Genomic DNA, 17,345 nt, shown 5'->3' with positions numbered 1-17,345 from the left:
TAGCCCCCTCCGTATTACCGCGGCTGCTGGCACGGAGTTAGCCGGGGCTTATTCTCCCGGTACAGTCATTATCTTCCCGGGTAAAAGAGCTTTACAACCCTAGGGCCTTCATCACTCACGCGGCATTGCTGGATCAGGCTTTCGCCCATTGTCCAATATTCCCCACTGCTGCCTCCCGTAGGAGTCTGGGCCGTGTCTCAGTCCCAGTGTGGCTGATCATCCTCTCAGACCAGCTATGGATCGTCGGCTTGGTAGGCCTTTACCCCACCAACTACCTAATCCAACGCGGGCTCATCCTCAGGCGATAAATCTTTGGTCTTTCGACATCATCCGGTATTAGCAGCCGTTTCCAGCTGTTATTCCGAACCTAAGGGCAGATTCCCACGCGTTACGCACCCGTGCGCCACTAAGGCCGAAGCCTTCGTTCGACTTGCATGTGTTAGGCATGCCGCCAGCGTTCGTTCTGAGCCAGGATCAAACTCTCAAGTTTGATGCTCGATTCAGCCCCGGTGGAATAACCGAAACCAAACCGCTCACTTCAAGGAGCCAATTCCTGCACATCACATATTCAAGTGGATATGTAACGAGACATACGAACTGGCTTAAATGCTTTCACGATCTCAGAGCACCTTGAATGCCCCGAACAACCGCCAAGCCGCCGCCCGCATGTCCCTTCATCTAACCTACAATGTCAAAGAGCCCGACAACAAATACGGGCGCCTCTTCCGCCCCTAAACCTTTCGGTCTAGAGACCCAGAGCGCCAGCACCTCAATGCCAGTACCGCCGACCCCGAAGCCGCCGCAGCGGCCCGCTCCGTCGCGGTGAAACCCCTCTAGGCGGAGGTGCCAAATGGGTCAACACAAAAATCGACATGAAACCGTAAAAATTCGCAATCCCGCTATTTTCCAATGCCTTATCGGAGCGGAATGTCGGATACCGAACGGGAACCTTTCGTCCATTCGGGATTAGGCCCTTTGTCGTCACCCCTTTAAGGGGCTGTTTAGCCCTCGCTTATAGGACCGGTGATACGAGCATGACGTCGCCCCGCATCACCGTCGCCCTGAGCGTTTACAACAATGACCGCTATCTGGCGGCTGCGCTGGACAGCCTGTTGGCGCAGAGCTTCGACGATTTCGAGCTGCTGGTCGTCAATGACGGATCGACCGATGGCTCACGCGCGATCATCGACGCCTATGCCGCACGCGATCCCCGTATCCGTCCCATCCATCAGCCCAATCGCGGGCTGATCCCCAGTCTGAACTGGATGATCGCCGAGGCGCGGGGCGAGTATATCGCGCGGATGGATGGCGACGACATCGCGCTCCCCGAGCGTTTCGCCCGGCAGGTGGCGTTTCTCGACGCGCATACCGATCATGGCGTCGTCGGGACGCGGGTGATCGCTATTACCGAGACCGGCGAGCCGCGTGCCGACTGGACGATCGATCACCCGATCGACGCGGACGCGGTCCATGCCGCACTCGAGGCCGGACCGCTCTTGTGCCACCCCTCGGTGATGATGCGGCGATCGCTGGTGACGATGGTCGGCGGCTATCGCGCGGCCTATCGGCATTGCGAGGATTACGACCTGTGGCTGCGCCTGGATGAGCGGACGCGCATGGCCAATCTGCCCGAAAGGCTGCTGCGCTATCGCTATTCGACCACCCAGGTGTCGCATCGCCATGTGCTGGCACAGCATTATGGCGCGGCGGTCGCACGGCTGGCGCGGGCCGAGCGGATCGCGGGGCGGCCCGATCCGACCGATGGCTGGGACACGCTGCCCCCCGTCGACGATCTGGATGCCGCTTTCGGCCGCGCCGGTGTCGCGCGGGCGATCCGCGCCGAAGTGACGCGCGGGATTCTCTATCATCCCGACTCGCTGGCGGGGGACGGTCTGCCGCTGATCGCTAAGCATGTCCGGGATACACGGTCGGACCGCGGCGCGCGGGTGCCCGGGCTATGGCGCGCGGTCGCGCGGCTCGCACGCAGTGGCAAACCGGTCGCGGCGATGCGGCTCGCCAAGGCCCTGGCCCGAGGATGAGCGGATCGTCGATACGCGGCGCGGCGCTCGCAATATATCGCCTTTTCGATCCAGTTCGTGGTCAGCGTGCTGATCTCGCGCTTCTTCCTCACGCCGCTCGAAATGGGGCTGTATTCGATCGCGCTGTCGGCGGCGATGCTGGTATCGGTGCTTCAGGATTTCGGCATCAGCCGCTTCGTTGCGGGCGAGCGCAATCTGACCGATGCGCAGATCGAGACCTGTTTCTCCGTCTCGCTGATCTTCGCGCTGGGCATCGGGCTGTTGATCTTCGTGCTCGCCTGGCCGGTGGCGTGGTTCTACGACAATGTCCGGCTGACGCCGCTGCTGGTCATCATCGCCGGCTCCTATCTGGTGGTGCCGTTCGGGATCGTGCCGAGCGCGATGCTGCAGCGGCGGATGGACTATTATTCGCTGTTCCTGGTCAATGTCGGTGCGGCGGTCATCAACGCCGCCTTCTCGCTGGGGCTGGCCTGGGCGGGCTATTCGGCGTTCGCGCTCGCCTGGGCGGCGGTGGCGCAGCAGGTCGCGCGCGCGCTGATCGGCCAGTGGCGCTCAGGAATACGCCCCCCCTTCCCGCCGCGCCTGGAGGGTGTCGGACCGATCCTGCGCTTCGGCTCGAACAGCTCGCTCCTCCATATCAGCGGCGCGATCGGCACGCGCAGCCCCGATCTGGTCATCGGTCGCGTCCTGACGCTGACCGCCGTCGGCCTGTTCAGCCGCGCCTCCAGCCTGGCGGCGCAGTTGCAGATGCTGGTCAGCGGCGCGGTCGACGGCGTCTTCTATCCCGCCTTCGCCCGGTTGCGCGATGCCGGTGCCGACCTCGCCGCCCCCTATCAGCGGGTGGTCGCGGCCTATAGCGCGGCGACCTGGCCGGCGATGGCGTTCCTGGCCGCCGCCGCGACGCCGATCGTGCTGATGCTCTATGGCCCGCGCTGGGAAGGCGTGGCGCCGCTACTCGCCTGGATCGCGATCGGGCAGATCTTCTTCGCCGCGCTGCCGCTGCATGTCGAGCTGCCCATCCTGCTGGGCAAGATCCGGCGGCTGGTGGTGCTCAACATCTTCGATACCGTCGCCTCGATCGGACTGCTGCTGCTGGGGGCCATGGTGGGGCTGGAGGCAGCGGCGGCCTCGCGCATCGGTTACGGCGCGATCTGGTTCCTGCTCTATGTCGGGCTGATCCGGCGGCTGACCGGTTTCGCATGGCGGGGCATGGCGATCGTCTATCTCCAGAGCCTGATCGCGACGCTGGCGACGGTGGCGCCGCTGCTCGCCGTCTATCGCTGGGTCGCCGCCCCCAACGCGGTGGGGCTGACGCTGCTCGCCGGCGCGGCGGTGGCGGGGGTGCTGGCCTGGCTGGCGGTGGTCTATGCGCTGCGCCACCCGATCCGGCTGGAGATCAACGCGATCGTCGGCGGGGTCTGGACGCGATTCCGCCGCCCACGGGCGCCCGCCGGCATCTGACCGCTCGGCTTGCCGGGACGGTGCGCGCGTTTCATAGTCGCGTCATGCAGCCGCCCCCCTCCGGTCTCGACGATCCCGATCAAGCGGCCTTCGCCTGGGCGCGGTTCCGGCTGATCATGGCGTGGATGACGCTGGCCGCCGCGATCGCCGTGGCGCTGGCGATGATGGCGCTGGCGCATGTCTATGGCCCGCTCAATTGGGTGACGATGCTGGGAGTCATTGGCGGCATCGGCGGCACGGTGATGCTGACCGGCGCGCTGATGGGCCTGGTGTTCCTGAGCTCGGGCACCGGCCATGACGAGGATGTCGACCGGCGGCCATAAAAAACCGGCCCCCGCGACGATCGCGAGGGCCGGTCCTTTATCAATCCAAGCAATGGAGGGCGATCAGCCCGCCGCCGCCTCCGGCTCCACCGGGGCGGCCGCGCGAACGCGACGACGGCGGGGCTTTTCTTCCGGTGCGGCGTCGGCCTCGGGCGCGGCGCTGAGCGCGGGCGGCAGGCGATCGGCGTCGAAGCCAACGCTCTGCTCACCGGCATCCTGCACCTCGGGCGCGCGTTCGCGACGCGGACGACCGCGACGGCGGGGTGCTTCCTCCTCGGCCTGGGGTGCCGCGGCGACCTCCGCGTTCATGGCGGGGGCGGCGATGGCCGGCTGGGTGTCCTCGGCCATGACGGACTGTTCGGCGCGCACCGGGCGGCGATCCTCGCGCGGCTCGCGCCGGGGGCGATCGTCGCGGTCGCGGCGCGGACGATCCTCGCGCTGCTGCGTGTCACGCTGATAATTCTCGCGCGGCTGGTTATCCCGGGGCTGGCGCTCGCGCCGCGGCTGTTCGACCTCGCCCTGCTGCTCGCCGGGGCGGATGGGATCGCCCTCGTCGCCATAATCCTCGGCGTCGTTGTCGAAGCCGTCGTCATACTGGTCGTCGCGCGATTCCTCGCGCTGGCGGCGCTGATTCTGTTCCTCGAAGCGCGAGCGGGTTTCGCTCAGCACCCGGAAATAGTGATCGGCGAACTGCCAATAATATTCGGTGTTGACGCGGTCGCCCTGGCGCTGCGCCTCGGCCGCCAGATTCTTGTACTTCTCGTACAGCTGGCTGGCGTTGCCGCGCGCGCGATTGTCGATGCGATTGCCATTGTCGGGGCGACCAGGATTGCCACCCGGACGCTGCCCACCATTGTTATTGCCGCCACGACCGCGACGGCGGCCGGCCTGCCGATTATTGATCAAGCTGTTCGTCCTTAGTCGTCAAACCAACAAGGTCCACTTTTCCCGACACCGCGCGCGTGTCGCACGATGCGAAGCTCTCGCGCCCCGGGAGGCGCTTGCCACGGCCGCCGGACAGCAGCGACTGCATGACGAGGGGTACGGGCATCGGCCCGAAATCAACGACCCCGATAAAACGGTGCAAGGTGTCGATGTTCGCGTGCCCCTGTACGCGCTGTAGCGGGTCCGGGCACGGTCCTACAAGCGAAATATGGGGCATGGTCGCAATTGTTCAATGGGCCAGCAGGGCGCGCGGACGGTCGCCCAGATCACGGTGGAGCGCGACGCGAAAACCCTGTTCTTCCAGCAGGCTGGTGACGGCCGGCGCCTGTTCGTGCCCGATCTCCACCACCGCCGCGCCGCCGGGCGCGAGCAACCGGCGCAGTTCGGGGGCGAGCGCGCGATAATCGTCCAGACCGTCGGCGCCGGCGAACAGCGCCGATGCCGGCTCATACCCGCGCACCTCGTGCGACAGGGTTTCACCGGTGCCGATATAGGGCGGATTGGTGACGATGCAGTCGAACGGCCCGGTCAAGGCGGTCGCCCAGTCGCCACGCACGAACCGCGCCCGGTCGGACAGGCCACAGGCTTCGGCATTGGCAACGGCATAGTAGAGCGCTTGCGGGGAGCGGTCGACACCCAGTCCCTTGGTATCCCGCCATTCGTCGAGCAGCGCGAGCAGCAGCGTGCCCGGCCCGGTGCCCAGGTCGAGCAGCGTGGCGGGCGGACGCCCCTTGAAGTGCCGAAGGGCGGCGTCGATCAGCGTCTCGCTATCCACCCGCGGCACCAGCGCGCCGGGACCGACCATCAGGTCCAGCGTCCAGAACCCGCGCGTGCCGGTGATATAGGCGACCGGCTCCTGGCGCGTGCGGCGCTCGACCAGCGGCCAGAATCTGTCGGGGACGAGTCGGGTCAGGTCGAGCAGCAGGGCGTTGCGCTCGATCCCCAAGGCATGGGCGAGCAGCAGTTCCGCGTCGAGCCGCGCGGTGGGGGAGAAAGTAAAACGCTCTGCGGCTTGTGCGAGCGCCGTGCGGGCGTCGGTCACGCCGCCGTCTCATCCCGGCAAATGCCGGAAATGAGAAGAGGGTTCGCGCGGAGGCGCGGAGGCGCGGAGATGTCCAACATGGCGCAACGCCTGGGCGCCATCAACCGGCGGAGATGGAGAGCCTGCGGCGCAGCGGACTGTCCCCCTCCGCGTCTCCGCATCTCCGCGCGAATATCATCCATCGAGCGCGGCGAGCCGTTCGGCTTCATCCTCCGCGAGCAGCGCGCCGACCAGTTCGTCGAGTTCGCCTTCCAATATCTCGGGCAGGCGATGGAGCGTCAGGTTGATCCGGTGATCGGTCACCCGCCCTTGCGGGAAATTATAGGTGCGAATCCGCTCCGATCGATCGCCCGAGCCGACCATCGAACGCCGTGCGCCCGCGCGCTCCGACGCCAGCCGCTCGCGCTCCGCTTCGTACAGACGCGTCCGCAGCACCTTCATCGCCTTGGCGCGGTTCTTGTGCTGCGAGCGTTCGTCCTGCTGGATCACGACCAACCCGGTCGGGATATGGGTGATGCGGATCGCCGAGTCGGTGGTGTTGACGTGCTGCCCGCCCGCGCCCGACGAGCGATAGATGTCGATGCGCAGATCCTTGTCGTCGATCTGCAGGTCGACCTCCTCCGCCTCGGGCAGCACCGCGACGGTCGCCGCCGAGGTGTGGATGCGCCCGCCCGATTCGGTGACGGGCACGCGCTGGACGCGGTGGACGCCGGATTCGAACTTCAGCTTGGCGAACACCCCTGCCCCCGAGACCGACGCGACGACTTCCTTATAGCCGCCGGTGTCGGGCACCGAGGCGGAGATGACCTCGACCCGCCAGCCCTGCCGCTCGGCATAACGCTGGTACATGCGGAACAGGTCGCCCGCGAACAGGGCGGCCTCGTCACCGCCGGTCCCGGCGCGGATTTCGAGCATCGCGGCGCGTTCGTCGGCGGCGTCGCGGGGCAGCAAGGCGAGGGCGAGATGACGATCCGCCGCCGCCAGCGCATTGCGGTTGGCGTGAAGCTCCTCCGCCGCCAGCTCGCGCAATTCGTCGTCGCCGTCCTGCGTCATGAACGCCAGGCTGTCGGCCTCCTGCCGCAACCGGCGCACCTCGGCGGCGGCGTTGGCGACCGGCTCCAGCTCGGCATATTCCTTCGACACCGCGACGAAACGGTCCGACGGCAGGTCGCCCGTCGCCATCATCGCCTGGAGTTCGTCGCGTCGCGCCTCGATCTGCGCGATGCGCTCGGCCGAGATGGTCTTCATCGCGGGGTCAGACGCTGCGCCAATGGAGGAAGCTGCTCGCCATGATCTTCGGCGATCTCGTCCTCGAACAACAGGTCGGACAGGCTCTGCGCCGCCACGTCCAGCGACACGGTCGCCTGCTCGCCGGTCTTCAACGCCTTCACCTGGACCTGACCGTTCGCCAGTTCGTCATCCCCCAGGATCAGCGCATAGCTGGCGCCCTGATCGTTCGCCCTGGCCATGCGCCGCTTCATATTGCCGCGAAACGCCATGTCGGTGGCGATGTCCGCGCGACGCAGTTCGGCGACGAGGCCGGTCGCGCGCAGCTCGGCCGCTGCGCCCATCGGCACGACGACCGCGTCGATAGCCAGCTTGGCAGGCTCGTCGAGCAGCATCGCCAGCCGCTCGACCCCGGCCGCCCAGCCCACGCCCGCGGTCGCGGGACCGCCCAGCGACTCGACCAGCCCGTCATAGCGACCGCCCGCCAGCACCGTCCCTTGCGAGCCCAGCCGGTCGGTCACGAACTCGAACGCGGTGTGGCGATAATAGTCCAGACCACGCACCAGCCGCGCATTGCGCGTCCAGGCGACACCCGCCGCATCCAGCCCCGCCGTCACCGCCTCGAAAAAGGCGCGCGCTTGCGGAGTCAGATAGGCGTCGATGTCCGGCGCCGCATCGGCGATCGGCCGGTCGCGCGGGTCCTTCGAATCGAGGATGCGCAGCGGATTCTTTTCCAGCCGCGTCAGGCTGTCCTCGGACAGCTGATCCCGGTGCGCCTCGAAATGCGCGACCAGCGCGTCGCGCCACGCATCGCGCGTCGCGGCATCGCCCAGCGTGTTGAGCTGCAACGTCACGCCCTCGGCGATGCCCAGTTCGCGCAGCAGCTGGTCGGCCATCACCAGCAATTCGACATCCGCCGCCGGTTCGGCCGCGCCCAGGATTTCGGCATCGATCTGATGGAACTGGCGATAGCGCCCCTTTTGCGGGCGCTCATAGCGGAAGACCGGGCCCGAGGTCGCGAGCTTGAGCGGCGCATATTGCTGCCACCCCTCGGTCAGATACGCGCGCGCGATCCCAGCGGTGAATTCGGGCCGCAGGGTCAGCAGGTCGCCGCCGCGATCGGGGAAGGTGTACATCTCCTTCGACACGACATCGGTCGTCTCGCCGATCGAGCGGGCAAAGACCTGCGTATCCTCGAACACCGGCAGGTCGAGCCGCTGAAAGGCATAGAGGCCGTGGACATGCTCGAAGGTGGCGAGCACCTGCGCAAAGCGGCGCTGTTCCTCGCCGAAGATGTCCTGCGTGCCGCGCACGCGCTTGGGGGTTTCGATCCGTGCCATAGAGGGGGCGCTATCTAAGGTAGCGAAGGCCCGTGCGCTAGAGTGCGTTCAATCGTCGCGGGACAGCCAGTCCGCCAGTGCCAGTTCATGAGTGGGACCGGTCTCGGCGCACATGCTGTGCCGCATGATCTCCAGCGCCCAGCGGCGATGCGCGTCGCTCTCGCTCGCCACCGTGTCGCCCGGCACCCACAGGTCGTACTCGCGCATATGCGCATCGGCGGCGGTGAACAGCACGCAGATGTCCGCCGCCACGCCCGTCAGGATCACACGGGACACGCCCAGTTGCGGCAGCAGCACCGGCAGGTTGGTCGCATAGAAGCCGGAAAATTGCGGCTTCACGATGAAATAGTCGCTGTCGCGCGGTCGCAGCGCCGCGATCAGCGCGCGGCCCGGGCTGTCGTCGCGGTCGCAATGATCGACGATCGACGAACGCTCCGAATGCCAATGACCGAAATTGTCGTTGACGTAGATGACCGGCACCCCGGCGTCATCGGCGGCGGCGCGCAACGCGACGATCCGCTGCGCCGCCGCCTCGGCGGGCCCTCGCAAATCCTCGCCGCCCTCGAAATCCAGGTCGTTGATCATGTCGATGATGATCAGCGCGGCGGAATGACAGCCTTGGTCCATGATCACACTTTGCCACATCGAACGGCCCAAGACCTTGATGCAGCCCAATATTCATAAGGCGCTCACCCCGGGACCCGCTCGGTCGGCCCCGTGTACAGCCGGCCGGGATTGGCACTGGCTGAATCGGCCCCCGTTCGGATAGATCATCGGCATGACCTCCCGCTGGCACCGCCTGCAAGCCCGTATCGGCGACCGGATCGCGCCGCCGCGATTCCTGGCCTTTGCGCTGATCCTGGTCGTGGCGAGCCTTATATTGTCTCCGCGTTTCGGGATGACGCGGGGCATATTGGCGGGTTTCGATGCGGCCGCCTTTCTCTTCCTCGCCTCGCTGGTGCCGCTGCTGAGACAGGGACAGGCCGCGAAGATGCGGGCGCGGGCCGCGCGCAACGACGCCAATCGCGCCGTCCTGCTCGTCTTTTGCGGGATCGTGCTGTTCGTCGTGCTGGTCGCGGTCGGCGGCGAGTTGCGGGGGCGGAGCAGCACCGTCACCATCGCGCTGGTCGTCGGCACGCTGGTCCTGGCCTGGCTGTTCTCCAACATCGTCTATGCGCTGCATTATGCGCATCTATTCTACAGCGCGGGGGCGGACGGCGATGTCGGCGGGCTGCAATTCCCCGACACGGCCGAGCCCGATTACTGGGATTTCCTGTATTTCGCGGTGACGCTGGGCATGACCTTCCAGACGTCGGACGTCGCCATCGCCTCGCGCCGGATGCGCCGCGTGGTGACGGGACAATGCCTGGCCGCCTTTCTGTTCAACCTGGGCGTCATCGCCTTTACGGTCAATGTGTTGGGCAGCAGCTAGGGCGGGCGCGGGCGGTCCGGCGAAAGGGTCTGGACGACTGGCCTATCGGGTGCCTAACCTGCCGCCGTCTCCTCCCGCCGCAAAAGGCCTTTCATGATCCGCCTGCCTTATCGTCCCCTGCTCGTCGCGTCGCTGCTCGCCACCACCGCTTCCGCCGCCATGGCCCAGGTTCCGGCCGGCAACTCCGCCCCCGTGGCGCAGGCCCCCTTCGTCAACACCATCCCCGACGCGGTCGACACCCCCTATCCGGGCACGATCAAGCTGATGGTCGATGCGACCGACACCGATCGCGGCATCTTCCGCGTCAAGGAGACGATCCCCGTCGCCAAGGCGGGGCCGATGGCGCTGCTCTTCCCGAAATGGCTGCCCGGCGCGCACAATCCGCGCGGCGAGATCGAAAAGCTCGCCGGCCTGGTCATCCGCGCCAATGGCCAGATCCTGCCCTGGACGCGCGATCCCGAAGACGTCTTCGCCTTCCATATCGACGTGCCGGCGGGCGCGCAGGCGCTGGACGTCGAGTTCCAGTTCCTGTCGGCGACCAAGCCCGACCAGGGTCGCATCGCCGTCACCCCGACGATGATCTCGCTGCAGCCCAACTCGGTCAGCCTCTATCCGGCGGGCTATTATACCCGGCAGATCCCGATCCAGATGACCGCGACCTTCCCCGCCGGCTGGACCGCGGCGGGCGCGGTGCCGGCACAGGCCTCGGGGTCGACCTACACCTATGACACGACCAATTACGAGATCCTGGTCGACTCGCCGATCCTGGCGGGCAAGTACGGCAAGGTCTTCCCGCTGACCCCGCAGGTGAAGCTGAACGTCTTCGCCGACAACGCCGCCGAGCTGAACGCCAAGCCCGAACAGATTGCGGCGCATACCCGCCTGGTCGAACAGGCGGTCAAGACCTTCGGCGCGCAGCATTACGATCATTACGAGTTCCTGCTGTCGATCAGCGACCAGCTGGGCGGCATCGGCCTGGAGCATCACCGCTCGTCCGAGAATGGCGTGACGCCGGGCTATTTCACCGAATGGGATGCCGGCCCCGGCCGTCGCAACCTGTTGCCGCACGAATTCACCCATAGCTGGGACGGCAAGTTCCGGCGCGGCGCGGACCTGTGGACCCCCGATTTCCGCACGCCGATGCGCAACTCGCTGCTATGGGTCTATGAAGGCCAGACCCAGTTCTGGGGTTATGTCCTCCAGGCGCGGTCGGGCATGGTGTCGAAGCAGGACACGCTGGACCAGTACGCCTCGATCCTGGCGATCTACGACACCGCGCCGGCGCGCCAGTGGCGCAACCTGCTCGACACCACCAACGACCCCATCATCTCGTCGCGCAAGCCCAAGGGCTGGACGAGCTGGCAGCGGTCGGAGGATTATTACAACGAAGGCCTGATGGTCTGGATGGAGGTCGATGCGATGCTCCGCCAGAAGTCGAACGGCACCAAGTCGATCGACGATTTCGCCAAGGCCTTTTTCGGCATCCGCAACGGCGACTGGGGCGAGGTGACCTATACGTTCGACGACGTCGCCGCGACGCTGAACAGAATCGTCCCTTATGATTGGGCGACGTTCCTGAACCGCCGCATCACCGAGACCGGCCAGCCCGCCCCGATCCAGGGCTTTGCGATGAACGGCTACAAGCTGGTCTATACCGACCAGCCGACCCCGACCTTCAAGCAGGGCGAGAAGAACAGCACCAATGTCAGCTATTCGTTGGGCATGATCGTGTCGAACAGCGGTGAGGTGACCAGCTCGATTTGGGACAGTCCGGCGTTCAAGGCGGGCATCGATGTTGGCACCCAGATCCAGGCGGTCAATGGCGAGGCCTATTCGGCCGACCGTCTGAAGGCGGCGATCGTCGCGGCCAAGGATTCGGCGCACCCGGTCAAGTTGGTGATAAAGAACCAGGATCGCTTCCGCGACGTGACGCTGAGCTATACCGGCGGCCCGCGCTATCCGCGCCTGGAAAAGGTCGGCACCGGCGAGACCGGGCTGGATCGTCTGCTGAAGGCGCGCTGAGCGCGGACTGACCGACATCTATCGACAGGCCATGGCGGGTTGCGCTATCGCGCCCGCCATTGTTTTTCCACCGGAAGATGTTTTCCGGTCATTGGCAAAGAAAGACTGACCGATGCGTATCGATCTCATTCCCGTCGGCAAGAGCCCGCCCGACGACATCAACGTCGTGATCGAGGTGCCGACCGGTGGCGAGCCGGTGAAGTATGAGTTCGACAAGGCGAGCGGAGCCCTGTTCGTCGACCGCATCCTGCACACGCCGATGCGCTATCCGGCCAATTACGGCTTCGTACCGCACACGCTGAGCCCCGATGGCGACCCGCTCGACGCGCTGGTCGTGTCGCGCACGCCGTTCATCCCGGGCTGCGTCGTGCGCGCGCGTCCGATCGCCGTGCTAAACCTGGAAGACGAAGCCGGTGGCGACGAGAAGCTGGTCTGCGTGCCGGTCGACTCGACCTTCCCCTATTATTCGAATGTCGGCGGCCGCGACGACCTGCCCGAGATCGTGTTCCAGCAGATCGAGCACTTCTTCACCCACTATAAGGACCTGGAGAAGAAGAAATGGGTGCGCATCGGCACCTGGGGTGACCGCGACGAAGCCCGCCGGATCGTCGTCGAGGCGATCGAGCGCTACGAGGACGCCAAGGCCAAAGGCGAAGAGCCGCACGACCACGACGTGCCCGGCCGCGAATAAGCGTTCCGGTTTCGGTTTGAGAAATGCCCCGGTGCCACCCGCACCGGGGCGTTTTTTCTGCGTGGCGTACGCGACCGCCGCTCTTCTTACTCCCCTCCCGCAGGCGGGAGGGGTTGGGGGAGGGCAATCCCAGAGCTTGAGGAGCGGTTCATCCCGTGGCCTTCGACTGCGCTCAGGCTGAACGGAGCGAAGGGATGCCAGGCGGCGCGAGGGGAAGAACGAGGCAAGCCCCAAGTCCCGACACCTCCGCGTCTCCGCGCGAATGAAATTACCGCCCCGCCAGCTTCTCCAACGCCTCACCCGACACCCGCTGCACGGTCCATTCCTCCATTCCCCGCGCCCCCATCGCGCGGTAGAATTCGACCGCAGGCGTGTTCCAGTCGAGCACCGACCATTCGAACCGCGCCCAGCCCCGGTCGCGCGCGATGCCGGCCAGATGGATCAGCAACGCCTTGCCCACCCCGCCGCCACGCGCGGACGGCGTGACATAGAGGTCCTCGAGATACAGCCCCGGCCGCCCGGTCCAGGTCGAGAAGTTGCGGAAGAACAGCGCGAAGCCGACCGGAACGCCGCCGCGCTCGGCGATCACCGCCTCGGCCGCCGGAGCGGTGCCGAACAGCGCCTCGGCCAGCATCGGCTCGGTTGCCTCGACGGCGTCGGGTTCACGCTCGAACGCGGCCAGTTCGCGCACGAAGTTCAGGATCGTCGCGACATCGTCGGGCGTAGCGGGTCGAATATCGGTCGTCATAACCCTGCCTCGCTCTGGGGTCCTGGTCCCGGTCGCCGCACCGCGACGACGCAGCCGGCGATGATCAGCGCGGCCCCGACCAGGGTGAACAGCGAGACATGCTCGCCGAACACCGCATAGCCCAGACAGGCCGCCCACACGAAGGCGGTATATTCGACCGGTGCCAGCACCTGCGCCTCCGCCCGCGCATAGGCCCAGGCGAGCAGCAGGGCCGAAATGCTGCCCAGCGCCGCCGCGACCGCGATGGACGGCCATTGCGCCATGGCGGGCCAGGCCGCGACGAAGGGCGCGGCGGGCGTCATCAGTACCGCGATGACCAGCATCGTGAACAACGCGACTTCGACCGGCCCCGCCGCCTGCGCCTGGCGCCGCAACAGGACGAGGCTGACCGCATAGAGGACCGAGGCCAGGATGATCGCCAACGACCCCAGCACGACCTGGGTCGAGGCCTGGGCCTGCACCTCGCCCGCCGCGATCACCAGTACGCCGCCGCCCGCGATCAGCGAGCCGAGGATCGCCGCGCGCCGGATGCGCTCGCCCAGCGTCAACGCCGCAAGGAACAGCGCCATCAGCGGCGACAGGAAGGTCAGCGCCACGCTCTGTGCCATCGGCACCCGCGCCAGTCCCCAGAAGAACAGCACGACCGAGATGCCGCCCGTCGCCCCGCGCGCGATGTGCAGCGTCAACGCATGCCGCCCCGGCCAGCGCCCCCGCCGGGCGAGAAAGATCGTCGTCATGATCGCGACGCCGACCCAGGATCGCCACAGCACCGCGCTATAGGCGCCGCTGTCGATCGACAGCCGCTTCATCAGCGTGTCCATCACCGAGTAGATGGCGATCCCCGCCGCCGCGACGGCAAAGGCGATGACGGGAGAGGTGCGCGCGCTCATGCCCCCGCCGTTACCGGGGCGGCGGCGCAAAGGCGAGCGAAGGATGCCCCATTGCCCCCTTCCGACGCCCCGCCGGGATGAAAGCCGCGACGGCATCCGTTCTCCTGCCAGACGCCATTTGGGGGATACGCGATATGAAGACGATCATGCTGGCGACCGGGCTGACCATGATGGTGCTGGCGGTGCCGCCGGCGCGGGCGCAGGTCACCGCCTCGGTCGGCGCGGACTATGCCAGCGGGCGCTATGGCACGACGCAGCGGATCAGCACCGCCAGCACGACCGCCTCGCTGCGCGCGAAGCGCAAGCGGGTGACCGTCTTCGCCGCGCTGCCGGTGGTGCAGGTCGACGCGCCGGGCAACGTCGTGGCGCCCGGCGGCCCGCTGGGCCTGCCGATCTTCACCGACCCCACCCGCCCCGCCACGCGCGAGCGGCGCTCCGGGCTGGGCGATGCGGTCGTCGGCGCCTCGGTACAGCTCCTGCCCCCGCGCGCCCATCATCTGTCGCTGGCGCTGACCGGCAGCGCCAAGCTGCCCACCGCCTCGGCCGCGCGCGGGCTGGGCACCGGCAAGGCGGATTACACGATCCAGGGCGAGGCGGCGGTGCCCGGCAAGGTGACACCCTTCGCCGCGATTGGCCACAGCTTCATCGGGCAACCCGACACCTATCGCCTGCGCGACGTCACCAGCGCGCGCGGCGGCGTGGGGTTGCGCGTCGGCCAGGCGAGCGAAGTCAGCGTCGCCTACAGCTATGCCTCGCGCGCCAGCGACCAGGCCGCCGACCGGCAGGAGATCGGCGCAGGGCTCGACACCGCGCTGTCGCAGCGGCTGTCACTGGGCGTGCAGGGCAGTGCCGGCCTCAGCCGGGGCGCGCCCGATGCGGGCGGCGGCATCCGGTTGGGACTGCGGCTGTGATCAGGCGTCGGGTTTGGGCGGATCGGCGTCGGGTCCGTAATATTCGTAGCGATAGGGTTTGAGCCTGGCGCCGACGCATTCCACGCTGGGGGCGGCATGTGTCTCGCTCTCCTGCGCCGCGTCCCGGTAGCGGAAACGGACATAGGGCAAGCCGCTGCGCGCCATCTTGAACTCGGTTGGCGTGACACCGCAGGTCCGCGCGATCCGGTGGAAGGCGCGCTTGGTCAGCACGGGCTCGCCGGTCGACGGCGTCGCGCAGCCGGAGAGCAAGACCGCGGCCGTCACGATCCAGCCAGTGTGTTTCATACCGCTCCCCCCTCACCCGTTTTGGTACGCCATCATGACCGTGTCGAGCGAGGGGTCAACGCAATGGCGGCACCTTCCTCCCCTGTAAGGATTGTCAGGTGGATTGCCTTCCAGGCCGAATCGACATTCGAATAGGCCGTTTTTGTCCCTCGCCCCTCATAGAGGGGAGAGGGTTGCGCAGACTTGGTCTTTGCGAAAGCAAAGGCTTAGTCGGAGCTGGGTGAGGGGTGCTGCGCTCGCCCGGCGAGCGCACGAGCCGTCAGGCTCGCTCACCCCTCCGTGGCGAGGAAGGTCCTGCCCCTCAAGCCGGGACACCCCTCCGTCAGGCCTTCGGCCTGCCACCTCCCCTGCAAGGGAAGGAATTGGGGTGTCCCTCCACCACCGTTTCGCAGCGGTCCCCGTGCCGGGGAGGATTCAGGCCTGGGTGAGTGCCTCGCGATACCAGGGCAGGATATGGTCGCGGGTCAGAGGGGCGAGCGGCAGGGCGTCGGTCTCTTCCCGACTCACCCATAGCGCCTCCGCGATCTCCGCCGCCGGGACCGGTTGGTGATCGGTGCGCAAGCGAAAGACATGCGCGTCGACGCGGGTGCCCGCTTCATTCGCCGCGTCGGCGGAAAAGCGACCGATGGGCTGCAAATCGGCCGGCGCGACGCTCAGGCCGATTTCCTCGTGAAGCTCGCGGGCGAGCGCGGCGGCCGGCGCCTCGCCCGGTTCGATCTTGCCGCCGGCCTGCATGAAGAAGCGACTGCCCGCCTTGCGGACCAGCAGCACCCGCCCCGCCTCGTCCTCGATCAGGGCGGCGGCGATGCGGATGACGGGCACCGTCACTCCGCCGCGATCGCCGCCTTGGCGGCCTCGGCCGCGTCCAGTTCGGCGGCCTTGGCCTCGACCAGCTTGACGATGTGATCGACCATGTCGGCATCCTCGACCGTGTGGTCGGTCAGGCCCGACAGATAGACCATGTGCTTGCCATTGCCGCCGCCGGTCACGCCAATATCGGTTTCGCGCGCCTCGCCGGGACCGTTGACCACGCAGCCCAGCACCGACAACGACATGGGCGTGCGGATATGCTGGAGCCGCTCCTCCAACACCTGCACGGTGCGGATCACGTCGAAGCCCTGCCGCGCGCAGGACGGGCAGGACACGACGCGCACGCCGCGATTGCGGATGCCCAGCGCCTTCAGTATCTCGAAGCCGACGCGCACCTCTTCCTCGGGTTCGGCCGAGAGCGAGACGCGGATCGTGTCGCCGATGCCGAACCACAGGAGCGAGCCAATACCGATCGAGGACTTGACCGTCCCGCCGATCAGCCCGCCCGCCTCGGTAATACCCAGATGCAGCGGGCAGTCGGTCGCCTCGGCCAGCCCCTGATAGGCCGCGACCGCCAGGAAGACGTCGGAGGCCTTCACCGCGACCTTATATTCGTGGAAGTCATGGTCCTGGAGCAGCTTGATATGGTCGAGCGCCGATTCGACCAGCGCCTCGGGGCACGGCTCGCCATATTTTTCGAGCAGGTCCTTTTCGAGGCTACCGGCATTCACGCCGATGCGGATGGCGCAGCCATTGGCCTTGGCGGCGCGGACGACCTCGGCGACGCGCTCGGACGATCCGATATTGCCCGGGTTGATGCGCAGGCACGCGGCGCCCGCGTCGGCCGCTTCCAGCGCGCGCTTATAGTGGAAATGGATGTCCGCGACGATCGGCACCCGCGCCGCCTTGGTGATCTTGGCGAGCGCGGCGGTCGAATCGGTGTCGGGGCAGGAGACGCGGATGATGTCCGCCCCCGCCTCTTCGCAGCGCCGGATCTGGTTGATCGTGGCGACCGGATCGCTGGTCGGCGTGTTGGTCATGGTCTGCACGGTGACGGGCGCGTCGCCGCCTACGGGCACGTTGCCCACCATGATCTGACGGCTTTGGCGGCGGGCGATATCACGCCAGGGACGAATGGACATGGACCCCTATATACGC

General features: G+C 67.0%; 17 protein-coding genes and 1 other annotated feature. Of the genes, 7 read left to right on the top strand and 10 right to left on the bottom strand.

The window, feature by feature from the left end; translation table 11 throughout:
* Positions 1-490 (bottom strand) — a sequence feature (16S ribosomal RNA rRNA prediction is too short).
* A gap of 544 nt (positions 491-1,034) precedes the next feature.
* From ACQHGV_RS16235 to ACQHGV_RS16225, 3 genes are read left to right on the top strand one after another with little or no spacing between them, the layout of a single operon-like run.
* Positions 1,035-2,039, top strand: coding sequence for a glycosyltransferase family 2 protein (locus ACQHGV_RS16235; protein ID WP_440978957.1), 1,005 nt, complete (start codon positions 1,035-1,037; stop codon positions 2,037-2,039).
* 36 nt (positions 2,040-2,075) lie between these two features.
* Entirely contained in the window at positions 2,076-3,500 is a 1,425-nt protein-coding gene (locus ACQHGV_RS16230) for an oligosaccharide flippase family protein (protein ID WP_440980228.1), read from the top strand.
* Between the two features lie 44 nt (positions 3,501-3,544).
* The gene (locus tag ACQHGV_RS16225; RefSeq protein ID WP_183951497.1) at positions 3,545-3,823 is read left to right on the top strand and encodes a hypothetical protein; all 279 of its coding nucleotides are present in this window, start codon (positions 3,545-3,547) and stop codon (positions 3,821-3,823) included.
* Between the two features lie 63 nt (positions 3,824-3,886).
* Here ACQHGV_RS16225 and ACQHGV_RS16220 read toward each other — a convergent pair whose 3' ends face one another.
* The 5 genes from ACQHGV_RS16220 to ACQHGV_RS16200 form a co-directional block, all read right to left on the bottom strand.
* On the bottom strand, positions 3,887-4,729 hold the full coding sequence (locus ACQHGV_RS16220; RefSeq protein WP_440978956.1) for a DUF4167 domain-containing protein: 843 nt from the start codon (positions 4,727-4,729) through the stop codon (positions 3,887-3,889).
* 268 nt (positions 4,730-4,997) lie between these two features.
* Positions 4,998-5,810 (bottom strand): peptide chain release factor N(5)-glutamine methyltransferase, encoded by an 813-nt coding sequence (prmC, locus tag ACQHGV_RS16215; RefSeq protein WP_440978955.1) that lies wholly within the window; start codon positions 5,808-5,810, stop codon positions 4,998-5,000.
* 174 nt (positions 5,811-5,984) lie between these two features.
* A complete protein-coding gene (gene prfA / locus ACQHGV_RS16210; protein WP_440978954.1) occupies positions 5,985-7,058 on the bottom strand; it encodes a peptide chain release factor 1 in 1,074 nt (357 codons plus the stop codon).
* Positions 7,055-8,377 carry a histidine--tRNA ligase gene (hisS, locus tag ACQHGV_RS16205; RefSeq protein WP_440978953.1) on the bottom strand — a complete coding sequence of 441 codons (1,323 nt, stop codon included), beginning with the start codon at positions 8,375-8,377 and terminating at the stop codon, positions 7,055-7,057. The genes prfA and hisS overlap by 4 nt, the downstream gene beginning before the upstream one ends.
* A 48-nt stretch (positions 8,378-8,425) precedes the next feature.
* Positions 8,426-9,004 (bottom strand): cysteine hydrolase family protein, encoded by a 579-nt coding sequence (locus ACQHGV_RS16200; protein ID WP_440978952.1) that lies wholly within the window; start codon positions 9,002-9,004, stop codon positions 8,426-8,428.
* A 151-nt stretch (positions 9,005-9,155) separates the two neighbouring features.
* On the opposite strand from ACQHGV_RS16200, the gene ACQHGV_RS16195 reads away from it, so the two are divergent.
* From ACQHGV_RS16195 to ppa, 3 genes are all read left to right on the top strand, one after another.
* Positions 9,156-9,809 carry a DUF1345 domain-containing protein gene (locus ACQHGV_RS16195; RefSeq protein ID WP_440978951.1) on the top strand — a complete coding sequence of 218 codons (654 nt, stop codon included), beginning with the start codon at positions 9,156-9,158 and terminating at the stop codon, positions 9,807-9,809.
* 93 nt (positions 9,810-9,902) lie between these two features.
* Positions 9,903-11,831 (top strand): M61 family metallopeptidase, encoded by a 1,929-nt coding sequence (locus tag ACQHGV_RS16190; RefSeq protein WP_440978950.1) that lies wholly within the window; start codon positions 9,903-9,905, stop codon positions 11,829-11,831.
* Between the two features lie 112 nt (positions 11,832-11,943).
* On the top strand, positions 11,944-12,522 hold the full coding sequence (ppa, locus tag ACQHGV_RS16185; protein ID WP_007406515.1) for an inorganic diphosphatase: 579 nt from the start codon (positions 11,944-11,946) through the stop codon (positions 12,520-12,522).
* Between the two features lie 268 nt (positions 12,523-12,790).
* On the opposite strand, the gene ACQHGV_RS16180 is transcribed toward ppa, so the two are convergent.
* Entirely contained in the window at positions 12,791-13,270 is a 480-nt protein-coding gene (locus tag ACQHGV_RS16180) for an N-acetyltransferase family protein (RefSeq protein WP_440978949.1), read from the bottom strand.
* A complete protein-coding gene (locus ACQHGV_RS16175; protein WP_440978948.1) occupies positions 13,267-14,160 on the bottom strand; it encodes a DMT family transporter in 894 nt (297 codons plus the stop codon). Before ACQHGV_RS16175 ends, ACQHGV_RS16180 begins: the two co-directional genes overlap by 4 nt.
* Before the next feature lie 134 nt (positions 14,161-14,294).
* Between ACQHGV_RS16175 and ACQHGV_RS16170 the strand changes: the two genes are divergently transcribed.
* Complete coding sequence (locus tag ACQHGV_RS16170) at positions 14,295-15,071, top strand: transporter (protein WP_440978947.1); 777 nt, start codon at positions 14,295-14,297, stop codon at positions 15,069-15,071.
* On the opposite strand, the gene ACQHGV_RS16165 is transcribed toward ACQHGV_RS16170, so the two are convergent.
* From ACQHGV_RS16165 to ispG, 3 genes are all read right to left on the bottom strand, one after another.
* Positions 15,072-15,356, bottom strand: a complete 285-nt coding sequence (locus ACQHGV_RS16165; protein WP_440978946.1) for a hypothetical protein — start codon at positions 15,354-15,356, stop codon at positions 15,072-15,074.
* 435 nt (positions 15,357-15,791) lie between these two features.
* Positions 15,792-16,205 carry an NUDIX hydrolase gene (locus tag ACQHGV_RS16160; protein ID WP_440978945.1) on the bottom strand — a complete coding sequence of 138 codons (414 nt, stop codon included), beginning with the start codon at positions 16,203-16,205 and terminating at the stop codon, positions 15,792-15,794.
* Complete coding sequence (gene ispG / locus ACQHGV_RS16155; RefSeq protein ID WP_183951510.1) at positions 16,202-17,329, bottom strand: flavodoxin-dependent (E)-4-hydroxy-3-methylbut-2-enyl-diphosphate synthase; 1,128 nt, start codon at positions 17,327-17,329, stop codon at positions 16,202-16,204. Before ispG ends, ACQHGV_RS16160 begins: the two co-directional genes overlap by 4 nt.
* Positions 17,330-17,345 lie beyond the last annotated feature (16 nt).

Origin of the sequence: Sphingomonas pseudosanguinis, assembly GCF_052056765.1 — a bacterium.
Lineage (GTDB): Bacteria > Pseudomonadota > Alphaproteobacteria > Sphingomonadales > Sphingomonadaceae > Sphingomonas > Sphingomonas pseudosanguinis.
The sequence above is the reverse complement of the archived record's forward strand: the minus strand, read 5'-3'. Positions and strand labels throughout refer to the sequence as shown.

Coding starts and splice junctions, on each gene's coding strand:
- ACQHGV_RS16235 (WP_440978957.1), top strand. CDS start 1,035: ATGACGTCGCCCCGCATCACCGTCGCCCTGAGCGTTTACAACAATGAC.
- ACQHGV_RS16225 (WP_183951497.1), top strand. CDS start 3,545: ATGCAGCCGCCCCCCTCCGGTCTCGACGATCCCGATCAAGCGGCCTTC.
- prfA (WP_440978954.1), bottom strand. CDS start 7,058: ATGAAGACCATCTCGGCCGAGCGCATCGCGCAGATCGAGGCGCGACGC.
- hisS (WP_440978953.1), bottom strand. CDS start 8,377: ATGGCACGGATCGAAACCCCCAAGCGCGTGCGCGGCACGCAGGACATC.
- ACQHGV_RS16200 (WP_440978952.1), bottom strand. CDS start 9,004: ATGGACCAAGGCTGTCATTCCGCCGCGCTGATCATCATCGACATGATC.
- ACQHGV_RS16195 (WP_440978951.1), top strand. CDS start 9,156: ATGACCTCCCGCTGGCACCGCCTGCAAGCCCGTATCGGCGACCGGATC.
- ACQHGV_RS16190 (WP_440978950.1), top strand. CDS start 9,903: ATGATCCGCCTGCCTTATCGTCCCCTGCTCGTCGCGTCGCTGCTCGCC.
- ppa (WP_007406515.1), top strand. CDS start 11,944: ATGCGTATCGATCTCATTCCCGTCGGCAAGAGCCCGCCCGACGACATC.
- ACQHGV_RS16180 (WP_440978949.1), bottom strand. CDS start 13,270: ATGACGACCGATATTCGACCCGCTACGCCCGACGATGTCGCGACGATC.
- ACQHGV_RS16175 (WP_440978948.1), bottom strand. CDS start 14,160: ATGAGCGCGCGCACCTCTCCCGTCATCGCCTTTGCCGTCGCGGCGGCG.
- ACQHGV_RS16170 (WP_440978947.1), top strand. CDS start 14,295: ATGAAGACGATCATGCTGGCGACCGGGCTGACCATGATGGTGCTGGCG.
- ispG (WP_183951510.1), bottom strand. CDS start 17,329: ATGTCCATTCGTCCCTGGCGTGATATCGCCCGCCGCCAAAGCCGTCAG.